This is a genomic window from Marcopretia estuarina LEGE 06307 (assembly GCF_056633115.1).
This window is the reverse complement of the sequence record NZ_JBSJOY010000002.1, coordinates 554032-570990: the sequence shown is the minus strand read 5'-3', so window position 1 is coordinate 570990 and position 16959 is coordinate 554032. Positions and strand designations below refer to the sequence as shown.

Sequence of the window (16959 nt, the reverse complement as noted above, 5' to 3'; positions counted from 1 at the left end):
GCTGAGGGAGGGCTAACCAAAGGGCCGCAAACCGGCTGATTCGGCTATCAAACCACGAAGAGAATGTCGTCCTGATCCCAGACATAGCCGTTGCCAGCCACCACCTGAGTGGTGTTGCCGTCGACGCTGACCGCAAGGGTGGAGGTGCCGAAGCCAGAGAAGGCGCTGAAGTTGTTGGGGCCACCAACAGCTGCGGCGTCGAAGGCCAGCCTGTCGTCGCTAAAGGTGAAGTCGCTGATGGTGTCGACGTCGCCGCCGCCGAGCTGATCGGAGGTGTAGTAGAGGGTGTCGTTGCCATCGACACCAAAGCTGACGAAGTCAGACCCGGAACCACCGCGGATGAGATCGTTGCCGCCGAAGCCGTAGAGCTGGTCATCACCGGAGCCGCCGCGGATGAAGTCGGAGCCGCTACCGCCGTAGATGGTGTCGTTGCCGGTGCCGCCGTGGGCGTAGTTCTGGAAGTCGGTGCCCAGCTGGCCACCACCAGCCGCGTCAAGGACGGAGGTTGTCGAACCGATTTCGTTGCCGGCAGTGGTGCTGGTCAGATCGACCGTGACACTGGGGTCGTTGGAGTCGTTGCCGCCACCAAAATCACCAAGGCTGATCACCTTGGGGCTATCAATCACACCAACTTCCTGCCGAGCTTCAACAATGTTGCCGCTGCCAAGAACCTGAACATTGGTGGAGCCAGCACCCAGGATGAGGGTATTGCTCGCGCCCGTCAGAAGAATTTCATTCGTTTCGCCGGCGGGAGCCGGCGTGGTTGCCCAAGTGGCGCCAACACCACCAACTTCAACAGGGCCGTTGGTTCCGTCAACCTGGGTTCGCTCCCCTGAGAAATCAGCAATAGTGCCTGGATCCACTGGTTCCAAAGGGAGTAGTCCCTCTCCTTCCTCATCAAGTGGCCTTGTGCCAAAGATATCTGAGGCAGGGGGCGCAATGAAGGACATGGCTAGTAACGGACCAACTCGATAGGTACATCCTACGCCATGCGCTCATGCCGATAGCTGTATCGCTTACAACTTTCTTGATCCGGAAATGGTATTAAGGAATGCACTTGAGAATCAAAAGCATGTGCTCGGCAGGCTCCACGCTCGTATAGATTCAGTCATAACTGGCTTGAAGCGAGTAGCTGCCAGCCGCCCAGGGAGGCCACAGCGCTGAAGCCCGGCGGCTCCACCAGCCCCACGGGTGTGAGCAGATGGGCCACCTTCGGCCACAGGAGGCCCAGGGCTGTGGGGAACCTGCTGCCGCTGGGCCGCTGGATCACCAGCAGTGCCACGGCTTGGTTTGCGTCGGCAGCCAGCTGGCGCAGCAGAGGGGAGGATTGTTCGCTGCGGCAACGAAGCCCCGCCGTTGCCAGTGCCTCCGCCATCAACAGAGGTTCACGGCTTGCCACCGGCTGCACCTCAAGGCCATCGGGCAGCAGTTCCTGGGCCAGGCACCAGTGCAGGGCACCGGTGGGATGGCCGTGCAACACCACCACCAAGCCATCACGCGAGAACAGGTGCCGCAACCGCAGCCGCTCACTCAGGGGCAGGTCGGTCGTCGGTGCGTCCGCCGCCGTGCGGTGGCTCAAGCGGTGGCGCTGGGCGTTGTCTTGCAGATCCTGCCGAAGCGCTGGATCGCTCGGCAGCCCCTGGGGGTCGGCTGTGAGCAGGTCGTAGCTGCGCCAGCTGCCTCCGGCCAGCAGGATGCGGGCGCGCAGGTTACGGCCCCAATCGCTGGTGGGATCACGGGCAAGGCCCTGCTGCACGGCCTCAAAGGCCTCATCGAGCACGCCCTGCTGCAGCAACAGACGGGCCAGCAGGAACCAGGGCCGCGGCTGGTTGCGCTGCTTGCTGAGGCTGGTGCAGAGCCAGCGCTCGGCTTCCCACCACTGCTCCAACTGCAGCAAGGCGGAGGCCATGGCGTTGCAGTGATCCGGGTTGAGGCCGCTGGCCACGGCCTGCCGCTGCAACAACTCCACGGCGGCGGCACCATCGCCTGCCGCCAGCAGGGCCCGAGCCCAGGCCGCCACCTGGGCGGCGGCGGGTAACGCGAGCTGCAACGCCAGCACCTGGTGGGCCGCCGCCACGGGATCGACCGGCAGCTGCCCATCCGTTTCAGGCGCAGAGCGCAACAGCTCCTGGCGGACCTCGGCGATGGCCGCAGCAAGCTGGGGTGCAGGCGGTGGCAGCAGGGCCCAGGTGCGCCAGCGGGCGGCGGCGGCGGTGAGGCCCTGCCCGAGCAGAACATCCGCCAACTGTTCACAGAGCTCACTGAGCGGATCGGGGTGCTGATCAGCTGGCAGCTCGCTTGGCTGTGCGTTGCCCTGGCCAGCCTGGGCGGCGGCAACCGCCTGGTCGAGGCGGTGGAGCAAGTGCTCGAGCTCAAGCATGCTGAAAACCCTAGGGGCCAGCAGCCAGGCTGGCGGGGATGGAGGCACCTGCCTAGGCTGACCCGAACAATGGGGAGACGCCTTGGTGCAAGCCGAAACCCGCCCGCAGCTCATGCCCAGTGAGGGGGTTCTGGCGTTGCACGATGTGCTCCGCAGCTACAGCAGCTTCGACGACTTCCGGCCAGAGCTGCCGGCCCTGTTGCAACAGGGAAGCCTGCTGAAGGATTGCATCGCGGTCACGCAGGCTCTGGGCCTCTTGGAGCCGCTCACGGGCGAGCACATCGCACCGGAGGCGATCCAGATCCAGGGAAGCAACTACCGGGAATCACTGATCGCCAATGGGCTGCTGAGCCGGAATCGGGCCGTGCTGCGGGTGCTGGAGCAGGCCTACGGAACACTGGGCAGCCTGGCCCAGCAAGACGTGTACCTGGCGGAAGCGCTTTCGGGCTTTGCGTTGTGGCTGCGGCGCCATCTGGGAGAAGGGCGGCTGGTCTGCAGCGAGTATCTGGAACATTCGGAGCAGGCCTTCTCTGAGATTCCCCATCAGGATCTGAGTGCGCTCACCTTCGCGGATGCCAGCTTCGATCTGGTGCTGTGCAACGAGTTGTTCGAGCATGTGGCGGATCTGGATTCGGCCTATCGCGAGATCGCCCGGGTGCTGCGACCGGGCGGGCGGTTGGTGGCCACCTGCCCGCTGGCGTTCGGACAGCGGGAGGCGATCGTGAAGGCGCGTCACAACCCGAGCACCGGAGAGCCGGAACATCTCACGGAGCAGGAGTTTCATGGTGATCCGGTGCGGCCGCACACGGGCTCGCTGGTGTATCGCATCCCCGCCTGGGACGTGCTGGATCAACTGCAGGAAGCGGGCTTCTCCGAAGCGCGCATGCACCACATCACCAGCTGGAAGCATGGCGTGCTGGGTTCCGATCTGCCCGGAGTGCTGGTGATCGAAGCCGAGCGCTGAGGCGCCGCCCATGCCCCGCGACCCGCTGGCCTGGCTGCCACTGTTGCGCCACTGGACCCACTGCCTGGGGGAAGGCTCTGAGGCGATCGCCGGCATGGGTGATCTGGCCGCCCTTGCGGATCTCGACATGGCGGCGCTGCTGCCGGGCGGGCCGGGCTGGGCGGATGTGCAGCGTTGCCTGCGGCACGACCCGGAGGGTGCCTTTCGCCTGCTCTATTACGGGCTGGCGCTACGGGGGCTGGAGGCGCTGCCGGCGCCGGCGCTGCTGGTGGCCCCCGAGAGCAGCGCGGTGCCACAGGTCACGGTGTTGATCCCCGTGCACAACCACTGGCCAATCACCCTGAACGCGCTGCGCAGCCTGGTGGCCATGGCCAATGGCACCAGTTTTGAAGTGATTGTTGCCGATGATGCCTCCAGTGATGCCACCACCCAGCTGGGCCGGCAGCTGCCGTGGCTGCGGATCTGGCGCAGCGAGCACAACCAGGGCTTCCTAGACACGTGCAACGGCGCGGCCGCGCTGGCGCGAGGAGAGGTTTTGCTGCTGCTCAACAACGATGTGCTGGTGGGCGATCACTGTCTGGATCGTCTGTGGGACACGTTTGCGCGCCATTCCGAGGCGGGAGTGGTGGGGGCTGCCGCCTGGGGCGCCGATGGGCTCCCTCAGGAGGTAGGTGGCATCGTGTGGGCTGATGGGCAGGTATGGAACCACGGCCGAGGTTTTCCCCTTGAGCACTGCTTTGCTCTGGCCTATGCGCGCAGCTGTGACTATGTGAGCGGCTGCGCCCTCGCCATTCGACGCCAGCTCTGGCAGGAGCTGGCTGGCTTTGATCGGCGCTACTGCCCTGCCTACGCGGAAGACAGCGACCTGTGCCTGCGGGCACGACAGGCGGGGCAATCGGTATGGGTGCAGCCACAGGCTCGGATCCTGCATTTGGAGGGTCTGAGTCACTCGCGGGATATGGCCCAGGGCCTGAAAGCACACCAGCGGCGCAACCTGGAGCAGCTGCGCGAACGCTGGCAGCACCTGCTCGACACGCAACAGCCGCCCGCAGGGCACCCTTGGCTGCTAGCGGCGGATCGGGCACTGCTGGGCCGGCCGGTGGCGGTGCTGCTGCAGCCCAGCGTGGAGGCGATCCGTGAAGGGCAGGAGCGGGGTTATGGGGTGGTGGCGCTTGGGGAGAGCCCGCAGGCGGATGTGCTGGGCCTGCCACTGGAATGGGGTGACCTGGGGCTCTGGCTGCTGGGGCAACTGCCCGAGGAGGGTGGGCCGGCGGTGGTGCTAGCAGGCCAACTGGAAGGAGCGGCTGGGGAGCTGGCGGTGGGGCTACTGCGGGCCCGGCCTCAATGGCAGCAGTTGAACAGCTGCCAACAGCTGCCGCCCCAGCCCACGGCGCCCAGCCTGCCGGCTCTACCGGGCTGGGAACGGCCGGAGATGCGGGTTCTGGCCAGCTCCAGCGGGCTGCATGCCGATGGCTGGCTGGAATCGCCGAGCCGGCTTGTGATTCAGCTGGTGGGGGATGGGCACAAGACGGAAGGCGTGAGGCTGCAGCTGTATCTCCCGGAGGAGGGGGTCATGGAAGCCGAGCCTGCCGTGCTGTTCCATCTGGAAGGTTGGGATGAGCCCAGGCAAGTGAGGCTCCAGCCCGGCCTGACTGTGGTGGATGTACGTTCTGAACCAAAAACAACGCCCTGGCTGGTGCTCACCATTCACGGAGAGCCCCAGGTGCGGGCCAGCAACCCCCACGATCAGCGCCGGCTGCTGGCGGTGCTGAATGATCTGTCAGTGGTGCCGCCGTGCCCAGACCGCCAAGCCCACCTAGGCTAAACCCCTAGTGCCTTCGCCTTAATGCAGGCCCCGCCACACCCGCTCCTGATTGCCAGCGAGGGTGGGAGAGAGCCGCAGGTCTGCACGGCTTCCCGATTCAGCCCAGGAATGCCTCGCGGATGGACCTCATTTGCAGCTGGGCTGTGGTAATTAGCCTCAGTAGGAGAACTTTGCCGAGATCCGATTGACCAGGGGTAGTGGGTGAGTAAGTCCAACCGCTGAGGCCCCACTCAGCCAACAGCCACGGTTCGTTCATTCATGCTCCACAAGAGCTCCCTCTCATGACTGCTGCCAGCGCCAAGCTTCTCGATCAACCCAGTGACCTGAGCCTCTGGGTGGGGGAGGTGAAACAGCTGATTGAGCAGACCGAGCTGGCCAGAGCGCAGCGAATCGTGGATGCCTTTCGGATCTGCCATCCGACGGAAGTGTGGCCGCACATCCTCAAAGCCTGGTTGGCCGTGGAAAGCCAAGCACCTCGCACCGCCATGGCGGAATGTGATCTGGTGGTTGAGTCGCCCCTCTTTCCAGGGCTCAGTGAAGGCGAGAAGGAGTTCATCCAGGCGTTGCGAAGCCGGAGTGAAGCGGCCCTGCGCACTCAGGAGGCCCCCCCGAGGGAGGAGCCGAGCCATCCAGCGGAATCAGCCGCGCAGCCGGAGGTAACGGCAAACGAATCAACGGTGGAGATCCTGGCTCGAAAGCCGATCACGGTGAAGAAGCTGGCATTTTACCTACCCCAGTTCCATCCGATCCCGGAGAACGATGAGTGGTGGGGGGAGGGCTTCACCGAGTGGAACAACGTTTCGCGCGCCAAGCCCTTCTTCCCTGGGCACTGGCAACCGAGGCGGCCCGGACCGATGGGCTTCTACGACCTGCGGGTACCGGCCACGATGGACAAGCAGTTTGAGCTGGCGCGGCGCTATGGCCTCGATGGCTTCTGCTTCTACTACTACTGGTTCAACGGCAAGAAGCTGTTGGAGAAGCCCCTGGAGATGCTGATGGCCGGGGAGACGGATCCCTTCCCGTTCTGCATCTGCTGGGTGAATGAAACCTGGACCCGCAGCTGGGACGGGATGTCTGGCGAGGTGCTGATCGAGGCCAATCAGAGCCTGGAGGGCACCAAGGCCTTTATTCGCGATACTGAATCCGTCCTTAAGCATGAGCAGTACATCCGGATAGACGGAAAGCCAGTGCTGCTGGTGTACTGCCCGCAGAAACTGGAAGACCCGCTCGCCACTGTGCACGATTGGCGCGAGTTTGCACGCGAGTGTGGCATCGGCGAGCTACACCTATGCGCCGTTCAGAGCTTTGCCTTCGATAACCCCTTGCCACTTGGCTTTGACGCTGCGGTGGAGTTTCCACCGCACTGCGTATGGAATAAGCATGAGGGCCTCACCTACTGCCGCGACTTAACGGATGAGGACAAGGAGGCGCTAGGGACTGATCCAGAATTCAAAGGTGTATTGCGCGACTACAGCTTCTTCGCTGAGTGTGCAATGAATCGCCCTCAAGAGCCCTACCTGCTCTACCGCAGCTGCATGCTGGCTTGGGACAACACGGCACGGCGCATGGAAAATGGCCACGTGTATGTGAACTTCACCACTGACTTATACAAGATGTGGCTGGCCACCATCATCGACAAGGCTTATCGGGATCCCGAGAATTCCCATAGCGAAAGCCTGGTGTTTATAAATGCCTGGAATGAATGGGCAGAAGGCTGCACTCTGGAACCCGATCAACACTTTGGGCACGCCATGCTGCGCGCCACCCAAACCGCAATAGTGCAAGCCGAATGGATGGAGCCCTTCACGCACTACAAGCACGGCTTACCGATGGGAGTGACGGTGGAGAGCGATCACTACAACCTGATTGTTTTCGGACATGATGCCCATCCCTTTGGAGCGCAGATCAACCTGCTGAGCATGGTGATCAATCTCACCAAAAAGATGAAGAACAAGGTGCACGTGGTGCTACTGGAAGGTGGACCGCTAGCCGACAGCTATCGCCGCGTAGCTACTACCACCATTCTCAGCGAAGATTTGCATGGGGATCACCAGCAGCTGGAGCGGCTGATCAGAGGCCTCAAAGCCCGTGGCTACGACAGGGCGATCCTCAACACCACGGTGAGCGGCCGCTACACGGGCTTTCTGATGGGCGAGGGGATCCGTGTGACCAACCTGATTCACGAGCTACCCAGCTTGATCAAGTCTTATCACCTGGAAGAAGCACTCTACGAGCTAGCTGAAAAGTCTGATGATGTGGTGTTTTCAACGGAGTATGTTCGAGAGAAAGTAAAGAACGAGTTTGCACTGCCGCTCACCAACAGCCGTGTGTTACCACAAGGGATCAACTTCAACCCGGAGTACCAGAACAAAGTGCAGGTGCGAAAGAAGCTTCGCGCCGAACTGGGGATTCCAGAGCACGCGCTGGTGCTCATGGGATGCGGCCACGGTGACTTCCGCAAGGGGATTGACATTTTTGTGCGGCTGGCGATGCAACTCGTGAATCGGGACACCTCCAGTTACATGATCTGGGCAGGGCGTATTGATCCCGGCATTGAAAGCTATGTGCGTGGAGACATCGATACACTTGGCCTTAGCAAGAATATTATATTGACCGGCGAGGTCAAACAACCCTTTGAGTATTACCTAAGCTCGGACATTTTTCTACTCACCAGCCGCGAAGACCCATTGCCGAGCGTGGTCATGGAAGCATTTGATGCCGGGCTGCCAGTGATCGGATTTGAGGGCGCCGGGGGTTTTGTAGAGCTAATCGAGGGGGGCCACAAGGGCCGATTGGTGCCCTACTTGGATGAGCAGGCAATGCTCTCAGCCGTTCTTGAGCTAAAAGAACACATGGAAGCCGGGGGTAATTTTGAAGCCAATCACCAGTATGCAAGGGAGCACTTTGCCTATGTTCGCTACTTGAACAATCTACTTCGACATGGAAATCAGAGAAATCCTGGCCTTTCGATTTCAAAAGTTAGTGATCCAATTAGCGTGACCGCCATCGTACCGAACTACAATTACAAGCACTACTTAGGAGGACGACTACAATCGGTTATCAACCAAAGATATCCTATTAAGGAAATTATTTTTCTTGACGATTGCTCAAGTGATGGCAGTGCTGACTTAGCAAAAAGCAATCTATCCAATTGCGGAATCCCGTATCGCATCGCAGTGAATAAAAGAAATTCTGGCAGCGTTTCTAATCAATGGAAAATAGGCGCTGAAATGGCCCACGGAGACTATATCTGGATCGCCGAAGCTGACGACTATGCCGAGCCCATCTTTTTGACAGAAGCAGTGGATCTTGCCATCAAGTATAGGACGTTTTACCCAGTAATTTGCTTCTGCGAGAGCTGGATGGTCAATGGATATGGCATGATTGGATCGCCATATTCTGAATATCATTCATCAATCGAAGAGGTCAGCGGATCTATTTTCCGCGAAGAGTTTGTCCTCGGGGGGATTGATTTTATTGTGAATGCACTAGGGGTTACAAATGTGATTCCCAATGCAAGCGCCTGTATATTGAATCTGGAAGCAATGAGAACCTTGCCCTGGGATGAAGCTTTGTCATACAGGCTATCAGGTGATTGGTCTATCTATCTCAATCTAGCCGCCAAAGGGTCCGTTGCATTCACTCCAAAGGTTTTAAATTACCACAGGAGACACTCTAAAAGTGTAGTTAACGCTAACCTGGCTTATCCAATTGAACTTGGAGCCGAAGCCAAACGAATCCATGAGCTAGCCTTTTCACTCTGTTCAGCCGATCCACGACTTGATTCAGTAGCCTTGCGAGCTTCGAAATGGCATAAACGTATATTTAATCACAATTAGCTGTCTATTCATTATCACCCTTTAGCAGACTTTGGCCGGATGACTAGTTTCGAAGACATGGCAGTTACATCGAACGCTCCCATTTTGCCAGAAGCATCTTACCCCTTCTCGATTAGTGGAGTATGCCCAGCATGCGAAAGCAGCGAGGGCTTTATCATTTCTGGACCGTACTATCGAAACACAGCAGAGTGCAAAGCTTGTGGTTCATTTCCTAGGCATCGCGCTTTATTTCACGAACTGAACAAGCTTCACCCTGACTGGCGATTAAAATCAATCCATGAGTCTTCCCCAGGGTGGGACATAGTCTCTAAGCGACTAGCCAGCGAATGCCAGGACTATACTGCCACACACTATGACAAGGCTCACCCACCTGGTACAGTCGTGCGGTCAAAAATGCCCTGCAAGGAATATCAGTGCGAGAATATTGAAGAACAAACATTCCCGGCATGCCGATTTGATATAGTTATATTGCAGGACGTGTTCGAGCATATCTTTAATCCCGGCAAGGCGATTCGAGAAATAGAGCGCACATTAAATCCGGGTGGTTCACTAATTATGACAGTACCGCTGGTCAGAGGATATCATCCAACAAGGCGACGAGCTTTCCTTGATGAGAACAATTTGGCTTGCCATATTGAAACTCCTGAGTTTCACGGAAATCCCATTGACAACACCGGATCTCTAGTTTCGATCGACTGGGGCTATGACATTTGCCACCATATAGCCAGTCACACTAATTTAGCTACCGTTCTTGTCAAGAACAACGATCTCTCAAGAGGCATCATAGGCGATCTTACTGAAGTGGTAATTGCCTCCAAGCATCAATTACCCACAAGCCTGTAAGTCGCTCACCTCAAGGAACCACATTCACTTCGCAACACACTTGTGAAACCCGAACCCAAGTCAATTGAATTTATGTATTCCGGAATAGCGGAATAGCCGCCAGCGTGGAACCTGGGACAAGGAGAAGCGAATCAATAGGTTTCATCAAAATAAATCTGCGTTAACGGCCTTACCTGAATCACCCTCTTGGAAGAAAAGTCCTTCAGGGTTTTACCAAGTCAGAAATAACGCCTTGAAAAAAGAGGGATGCTGGCCCGTGTTGTCATGGTCAAAGACGAGAAAGTGCCTCTAGGAGCATGATAGGCTGTAAACCTATCATACACTGGAGGTCATCATGCCAATTTACGACTGGGCGACCGATCAATCCATAGTAACCGACAAGATCGCAAGATGCAATAGCACGCTTAGGATTATTCTGAAAATCAAAAATGATTCCAAGAACTTACTGCAATGGATTGAGCATCATTCACGGGTTGCAGGAATAGACAGTCTAATCATTGCTGACAACTGCTCAGACGAGATTGAATACATTAGGCTTCTTAAGCAATGCTCAACTGATGTTTTAGTATTTCGCTTTTCAGGCCCTCATAATGATATACACTGGCATCCACGATTTGGTGGGCTCCATGAAGCACTACGCCAATCCACAAAATACACTCTTTTTGCAGACTCTGACGAGAGAGTGATCCGACTTGTGTCTCCGACCAAACTGGAATGCTGCTTTCTGGATACCCTAAGAGATTTGAGTGGAACAAAACTCATACCATCATATTGGCTAAACAACTTACATGAATCTGACGAAGACTTTGAATTTGGAAGCAGACATCACCTTGAAGGTTCACTGAGGTGGGGAAAACCTCTAATTCCACGAAAGTACATTGGAGTATCAGCCGGAATCCATAACATTCAATATAGGCATCTAGATTTTGAGCATGTAGACTGCATCGCCTTGATCATGCTTCATCTCAAGAATTTTCCAGCTTCAAGAATCAAAGCAAACATGAATAAGTTAAAATCTCGAGAAACTATATCCGAGCACTTTCAAGTGAGTGATGTCCTTGAATACGACTTTGCGATGCTTGAGAGCAAGTTAGACTTGACACTTATTGAAGAAATCAAGAGCTGCTGGCAAATACTAAACCAAGGAGGCAGCCCAATCCCGAATAACAACGAAGACTCCTATATAAAGATTGATTTGGGTAGCGAAGTTGTTCAAGGCACTCAAGAAATCCTAGCGACCATTGAATTGTTAATGAATGGAGATATCTTTGATCCACTTGAAGTTCTTAGCTCTAGCCAATATGACCAGTTTTTGCCAATGCCCTCCAACTTTATTTACTCCATCACCGAGAATCTTGCCAATTCCAGAGTTTCTCATGCTCTGGAAATTAGAGATTATGCCACGTTGATCTACCCAGAAGATCTTGCAAGTCTGAATATGCAGTCCTGAGCCTGCCCCATAGTTTAGCTTGCATCTTAGATCTAATCAAAGTACATCCATGGATGCCTAAAGCCGCCAGGTTATCACGGATACAATTCAAGCGTTGCCAATAGGAAGGTGTATTCAACCATTACTTCCCTTGGATCTCAGTAGACTTCTGTTTCCGAGGATGAAGCTGATGGCTCTGAGCATGAAAAGGATGACAACCGATGCCCATGCAAGTGAAATGGGCTTGGGTTCGTGCATGGATAGTGCCTAAGTTCACCGCCCCAACCACATCTTGATGCTTCGAAAAGGCCCTGCAACAGACCCGAACTCAGCCCTGTGCTCTATCCCCTGTTGCGCAGAGTGCATCAAATCTCACGCGACTATGACACTGATGCGCCGAATACAACTCTCAGAAGGCGTGATACAAAGCCAATCTACATGGTGTTGAGGCGACGAGCTGCTTCACTCTAACAAATCCTGCAAACACGCTATCTGAATATTGAAGCAAAGCCCTTATTGGAGATAATCATTAACTGCGCCATGGTAATCAAACTTTTCTTTGACATGTGAAACAAGATTGGCCCATAGAACAGAGGTCGAGTATAAGGCCATTAAAATCGGATTGGCGAGAAGTCGGCTGGACTTGACATTACATAGTCAAAGTCTGCTGCCGTAGCCTTCCAGTGCCGGGTTGGAAACTGATAGAATTGATATCTATCATCAAACTTTGGCACAAGGTCAATGTCTGGCCGCTGTCTTGGGTTCAAAAAGCCTAGAACAGGGAAATAGATTGTCTTCACCCTTGGCGAAAGCCATGCGCCCAGCCATGAAAAAGTGGACACCGAAATAATGATATTTGTAGAGCATCTGATTATTTCAAAGTCGTCGGCAGGTCCACGACTATAGAGAAATAGTGCTGATGGGAACAGTTCGTTAAGCCTGCGAAGATAGGGTGACTCCCCTAGCTGGCCCATGAAGACCGGTCGCAATTTCGTGTCTTCAATTATGTGATGATAAAATGAAATAGGAACTGGCATATAGTCCGGATGTGTTGCCTTAAGAACTTCGTTGCCACGCACACTAATTACTAAGTATTCTGGACCAAATGCCGGTGCATTAGGAGAAATACTAGGCGCAAAGAAAGATGCCATAAGGTCTGAAGGCCCATAGTATTCCAATCTTTGCCCGTATCCTCCATAGTCAAGTGACCGGTCTGAACCAGCTTCAAGGTGAGCGATGAGAGCATCGCAATCTATTTGATGCCCACCACGAATCGTTAGTACATTAATAGGCAATTCATCTTCGCATAACGAGCTTAGCCCCCACATCGGCATGTGATACCCTCTGACAATAGATTGAGTTACTCGAAATTGAAGCATCCTGGCAAACATGTACTGAAACATTTGATTTCCAATATTGCCCATAGGTGCTATTTTGATCGTACGCATAAGGCGCAAAAGCCAATTAAGCTACTTTTATAGCACGTCGATCAATGCCGGCGCAACATATCCCTCTTGCCTATGAATGACAAATTAATGACCAATTCAATACCTGGCAACACTTGGCTCATGCCCTCGCATTCGGCAATATACTACCCATTCATTCGCACATCCGGAAGTTGACATGGATCACCAACGCTGACTGACCAGCGATTCTCAGAGAGCGAATCCAAAACCATGGGGCGTAGAAAATTGATTGGGCGGGGTGTTCCATGAGAGCTTGGGGCTGCGGAACCAATTCAATCAATCACTAGTTGGCCCCCAATCCAGTGGCCATGCTGCAATGATTGGCATGCTTCGACAGAATGGCCAGTCTATAGATCTGTGCCATCTAAACTTGTTTACACCTCGTAGTGCCGTGACAAGCGCACGCAATGGAGGAACTGGTTCAACGCTTTCAGTTCTGAGTCCTCAAAGAGATATAGGGCATCAGCGGGGGCTTTGGGGAGTCTCCGCAGCCCAATTCACCGCTGCCGCAGCCAGCAGAACCAGCTTGATTAGGCCCGGTGCACTCTAGAACAGGCTTGAGAACCAGTAGTTGATGTTCGTGCTGAGTTGGGGCTGCCCGCACGCTGGGATGCAACTCTTGCGAGCATTGGAACAGCAGGGGAAACATGGGTAGTGCTGGCTCAAACTGTTAGTTCTAGTTGATTGGCCATGCCGCTCAAGGGAACCCTGAATCACACTTCGGCTCAACCTGCCATTACCCCAAGCCTCCCTCCGCCATAGCCCGTCCGCTGCCGCGCCCGGCTGCACCAGTCATGCTGCTCCAGAAACCAGCGCACCGTTGTTGCCAGGCGCTCTGCAAAGTTGTGTCGCGGCTGCCAGCCCAGTTCGCCGCTGATCCGCGCCGGATCGATCGCATAGCGCCGGTCATGTCCAGGCCGATCCGCAACCGACGTAATCAGGCGGCTGTGGGGAGCTCCTATGGGCTTCAACTCATCCAACAGGCTGCAGATCGCCTCCACCACCTGCTTGTTGGTGCGCTCTCCATGGCCTCCCACGCAATAGCTGCCACCCACCTCCCACAATTCGCCGCTAGCAGCAGCGCATCCACGTGATCCTCCACATACAGCCAATCACGCACATTGGCCCCATCGCCATACAGCGGGATCGGCTCACCGGCCGCCGCCTTGAGGATCACCACCGGGATCAGCTTCTCGGGGAACTGCCGGGGCCCTAGGTGTGGTGCCAGGCGTTCACCAGGTGGTCGCTGGCCGCTTTGCTGGCCGAATAGGGGCTGCGCGGGTCGTAGGGGGTGGTTTCCAAGAAGCGCCCCCTGGGCCCCAGCGAGCCGAACACTTCGTCGGTGCTGATGTGATGGAAGCGGAAGGGTCGCGCTGGGCTCACCACGGCCACGGGAACTGGGCGGCTGGCTATCTTCGCTGCACTGCCGTTAGTGCCGCACAAATGCTAAGATTTAGTGCACGGGATCCATGGGAAAAGCGTGATGGCAGTCACTGACCGTTCAGCTGCGCTCAAGCTTGTTGGCAGCAATGGTCAAATTTCCTTGGGCAAGCGGTACGCCGGCCGTCATGTGCTCGTGGAGGAAACGGGGCCGGGAGAGTGGATCGTTCGCACGGCGATCGTGATTCCTGATAACGAGCGCTGGTTGCATGAGGTGTCCGCCGCGGCTGACTTGCAAGCTGCAATAGCATGGTCGGCCAGCCATGAGCCGACTGACCTTGAGCTGTCCGAAACCCTGAAGCGTCTCGGCCATGGCGACGCCTGACGCGACGATCAGGCTTGATCTCAACAACCCGGTGTTTCAGAAGCAGCTGCTGACGCTGCAGAAAAGTGAGCGTCATGCAGCACTGGACACTGTGAACAAGATCCGAAAGTTGACCTGGAATCAGCTGTATCGCGATCGGGGGCTGAAGTGGGAAAAGATCACGAGCGTCAAACCTCCCGAGGGTATCGATGCTGTTTATTCACTGCGGATCAGCAGATCGCGCCGCGCTACCGCTCACAGAGATGGTGATTTCTTGCGTCTCCTGACAATCGCCCCAGACCACGATGCTACTTATGGCAAGACATAACCATTCGAGAGCGGAACGCTTCTTACAGGAAGTGTGGTGGAAGAGGAATAGCTAGGAGCAAGTTGGTGCGTGGCTGGCAGTTCGGTGGTTCCACTGAAGTGGATTGGTATTCAGGAGGCAATTGACTCCTTGATCCGCCGCATGATGGCGATGAATCATCAGCTCGGGTTGCCCGCCAGCACCCCCAACCGGCCGCCGCCATAGCCGCCCTGCTTCCGCACCTGCGTACACCAGCCCTGGTGCTCCAAGTACCAGCGCACCGTCGCAGCCAGCCCCTCCTCAAAGCTGTGGCGCGGCTGCCAGCCCAGCGCGTTGCTGATACGGCCCGGATCGATGGCGTAGCGGCGGTCGTGGCCGGGGCGGTCTGTGACCGGAGTGATCAGGCGGCTGTGGGGTGCGCCGGCGGGCAGGAGCCCATCGAGGGCGGAGCAGATGGCCTCCACCACCATCTTGTTGGTGCGCTCTCCATGGCCTCCCACGCAGTAGCTGCGGCCAAGCTCGCCCCCGCAGGCCGCCAGCAGCAGGGCATCCACGTGATCCTCCACATACAGCCAATCGCGCACGTTCTGGCCGTCGCCATAGAGCGGGATCGGCTCACCGGCCGCCGCCTTGAGGATCACCACCGGGATGAGCTTCTCGGGGAACTGCCAGGGGCCGTAGTTGTTGGAGCAGTTGGTGAGCACCACCGGCAGGCCGTAGGTGTGGTGCCAGGCGTTCACCAGGTGGTCGCTGGCCGCTTTGCTGGCCGAGTAGGGGCTGCGCGGGTCGTAGGGGGTGGTTTCCGAGAAGCGCCCCGTGGGCCCCAGCGAGCCGAACACCTCATCGGTGCTGATGTGATGGAAGCGGAAGGCCGCCTGCCGCTCGGCCGGCAGGCCTTCCCAGTGGGCGCGCACCGCCTGCAGCAGGTTGAACGTGCCCGTCACATTGCTCTCGATGAAGGCCGCCGGGCCCTCGATCGAGCGGTCGACATGGCTCTCGGCCGCCAGATGCATCACCAGATCGGGATCGGACTGGCGCACCGCCGCCTCCGTGGCCGCCGCATTGGTGAGATCCACCCGCAGCAACTGGTGGCGGCTCTGCCCATCGGGGCTGAGGGCCCGAGGGCCGAGCTCCGCCAGTACCCCCTCGATGCTGGTGAGATCGCTGGCGTAGCCGCATTTGTCGAGGTTGAACACCAGCGCCTCGCTTTCGCGCAGCAGCCGGCGCACCACCGCCCCGCCGATAAAGCCGGCGCCGCCGGTTACCAGGATGCGGCGGCGGCCGGCGAGCAGGGCGGGAACGTCGGGTGGGCTGGTTGCAGACATGGGCGAAGCGGTCAAGTGATGATGTAGTACAGATGTACAAAACTGGTGGCTATCGGATTGGGGCTGCACTGCTCAGGGTGTACAGAGTGGCTCGTTATCCGGATCCAGCGCCGCCCTGGTGAAGGCCAGGGTTTGCTGCACTGGTCACGATTCCAGCTCCGCTTGCCAGGGATTGAGGGTCGCCACCCCGGTTGCTGTGAAGTGCCGCAGATTGCGTGTCACCACCGTGAGGCCCCGCTCCAGCGCCGTTGCAGCGATCAGCAGGTCGGCGCCGTCGTGGCCGATCTCGGCGGAGAGCTGCCCCCAGCGACGCGCCACCCCCACGTCCACAGGCAACAGCCGATCGCCATACAGCCGCAGCAACTGGTCTAGCCATCCCGCCAACTGCAGCGCAAATCCGGCATCGGTTGTGCGCCTGCGGGCAATGCTCCGTTCGATCTCGCCGATGCTCACCACACTCAGAAAACAATCCTCCTGCCGCTGCCTGCCGATCCAGGCCACCACACCCGGATCACGCTGGCGCAGCCGCAGCTCGGAGAGCACCATCGTGTCGATCAAGAACACGGGAAGTCCCTCGGCGTCAGGGGCATCCGCTCGAAGCCTTCGTCGTCTTGCGGCATCTGCAGCAACAGTTCGGACAGCGATGGCGCGTTGGCCACGTCGAGGCGCTGCAGCCGCTGGTAGTCGTCGGCCGACAGCACCACACACACCCACTTGCCACGGCGCGTCACCTTTTGTGGTTGGCCCAGGGCGGCCGCATCCACCACCGCGCTGAAGCGGTTCTTGGCGTCCTGGAGGGTCCAGATGGCATCCATAGCGGTGGTGGCTAGCTGATCC

The 16959-nt window shown here is 57.4% G+C and carries 13 protein-coding genes and 1 pseudogene; 7 read left to right on the top strand and 7 right to left on the bottom strand.

The genetic code is table 11. The annotated features are described in order from the left end of the window. Window positions 1-47: 47 nt before the first annotated feature. Together ACWJI3_RS07055 and ACWJI3_RS07050 are read right to left on the bottom strand one after the other, a co-directional pair. Window positions 48-863 carry a calcium-binding protein gene (locus ACWJI3_RS07055; protein ID WP_480203317.1) on the bottom strand — a complete coding sequence of 272 codons (816 nt, stop codon included), beginning with the start codon at window positions 861-863 and terminating at the stop codon, window positions 48-50. Window positions 864-1108: 245 nt separating this feature from the next. After that, window positions 1109-2380, bottom strand: coding sequence for a hypothetical protein (locus ACWJI3_RS07050; protein WP_480203316.1), 1272 nt, complete (start codon window positions 2378-2380; stop codon window positions 1109-1111). Between the two features lie 85 nt (window positions 2381-2465). Between ACWJI3_RS07050 and ACWJI3_RS07045 the strand changes: the two genes are divergently transcribed. The 5 genes from ACWJI3_RS07045 (at window position 2466) to ACWJI3_RS07025 (ending at window position 11301) form a co-directional block, all read left to right on the top strand. Further along, entirely contained in the window at window positions 2466-3344 is an 879-nt protein-coding gene (locus tag ACWJI3_RS07045; protein WP_480203374.1) for a class I SAM-dependent methyltransferase, read from the top strand. A 10-nt stretch (window positions 3345-3354) separates the two neighbouring features. Further along, window positions 3355-5169 (top strand): glycosyltransferase family 2 protein, encoded by a 1815-nt coding sequence (locus ACWJI3_RS07040; protein ID WP_480203315.1) that lies wholly within the window; start codon window positions 3355-3357, stop codon window positions 5167-5169. A 281-nt stretch (window positions 5170-5450) separates the two neighbouring features. After that, a complete protein-coding gene (locus ACWJI3_RS07035; RefSeq protein ID WP_480203314.1) occupies window positions 5451-9008 on the top strand; it encodes a glycoside hydrolase family 99-like domain-containing protein in 3558 nt (1185 codons plus the stop codon). A 39-nt stretch (window positions 9009-9047) separates the two neighbouring features. Continuing rightward, a complete protein-coding gene (locus ACWJI3_RS07030; RefSeq protein WP_480203313.1) occupies window positions 9048-9851 on the top strand; it encodes a class I SAM-dependent methyltransferase in 804 nt (267 codons plus the stop codon). A gap of 334 nt (window positions 9852-10185) precedes the next feature. Next, window positions 10186-11301 carry a glycosyltransferase family protein gene (locus ACWJI3_RS07025; protein ID WP_480203312.1) on the top strand — a complete coding sequence of 372 codons (1116 nt, stop codon included), beginning with the start codon at window positions 10186-10188 and terminating at the stop codon, window positions 11299-11301. Between the two features lie 590 nt (window positions 11302-11891). Here the strand turns inward: ACWJI3_RS07025 and ACWJI3_RS07020 are convergent. Next, window positions 11892-12728 (bottom strand): O-fucosyltransferase family protein, encoded by an 837-nt coding sequence (locus tag ACWJI3_RS07020; RefSeq protein WP_480203311.1) that lies wholly within the window; start codon window positions 12726-12728, stop codon window positions 11892-11894. Between the two features lie 743 nt (window positions 12729-13471). Beyond that, window positions 13472-14111 (bottom strand): annotated as a pseudogene (locus tag ACWJI3_RS07015) (dTDP-glucose 4,6-dehydratase); the annotation flags it as partial. Window positions 14112-14229: 118 nt separating this feature from the next. Here ACWJI3_RS07015 and ACWJI3_RS07010 point away from each other — a divergent pair. After that, window positions 14230-14511 (top strand): hypothetical protein, encoded by a 282-nt coding sequence (locus ACWJI3_RS07010; protein ID WP_480203310.1) that lies wholly within the window; start codon window positions 14230-14232, stop codon window positions 14509-14511. Continuing rightward, on the top strand, window positions 14498-14818 hold the full coding sequence (locus ACWJI3_RS07005; protein ID WP_480203309.1) for a hypothetical protein: 321 nt from the start codon (window positions 14498-14500) through the stop codon (window positions 14816-14818). Before ACWJI3_RS07010 ends, ACWJI3_RS07005 begins: the two co-directional genes overlap by 14 nt. Window positions 14819-14976: 158 nt before the next feature. Here ACWJI3_RS07005 and rfbB read toward each other — a convergent pair whose 3' ends face one another. The 3 genes from rfbB to ACWJI3_RS06990 form a co-directional block, all read right to left on the bottom strand. After that, window positions 14977-16122, bottom strand: coding sequence for a dTDP-glucose 4,6-dehydratase (rfbB, locus tag ACWJI3_RS07000; RefSeq protein ID WP_480203308.1), 1146 nt, complete (start codon window positions 16120-16122; stop codon window positions 14977-14979). 144 nt (window positions 16123-16266) lie between these two features. After that, window positions 16267-16686 carry a PIN domain-containing protein gene (locus tag ACWJI3_RS06995; RefSeq protein WP_480203307.1) on the bottom strand — a complete coding sequence of 140 codons (420 nt, stop codon included), beginning with the start codon at window positions 16684-16686 and terminating at the stop codon, window positions 16267-16269. Further along, window positions 16677-16937, bottom strand: a complete 261-nt coding sequence (locus tag ACWJI3_RS06990) for a type II toxin-antitoxin system Phd/YefM family antitoxin (protein WP_480203306.1) — start codon at window positions 16935-16937, stop codon at window positions 16677-16679. Before ACWJI3_RS06990 ends, ACWJI3_RS06995 begins: the two co-directional genes overlap by 10 nt. Window positions 16938-16959 lie beyond the last annotated feature (22 nt).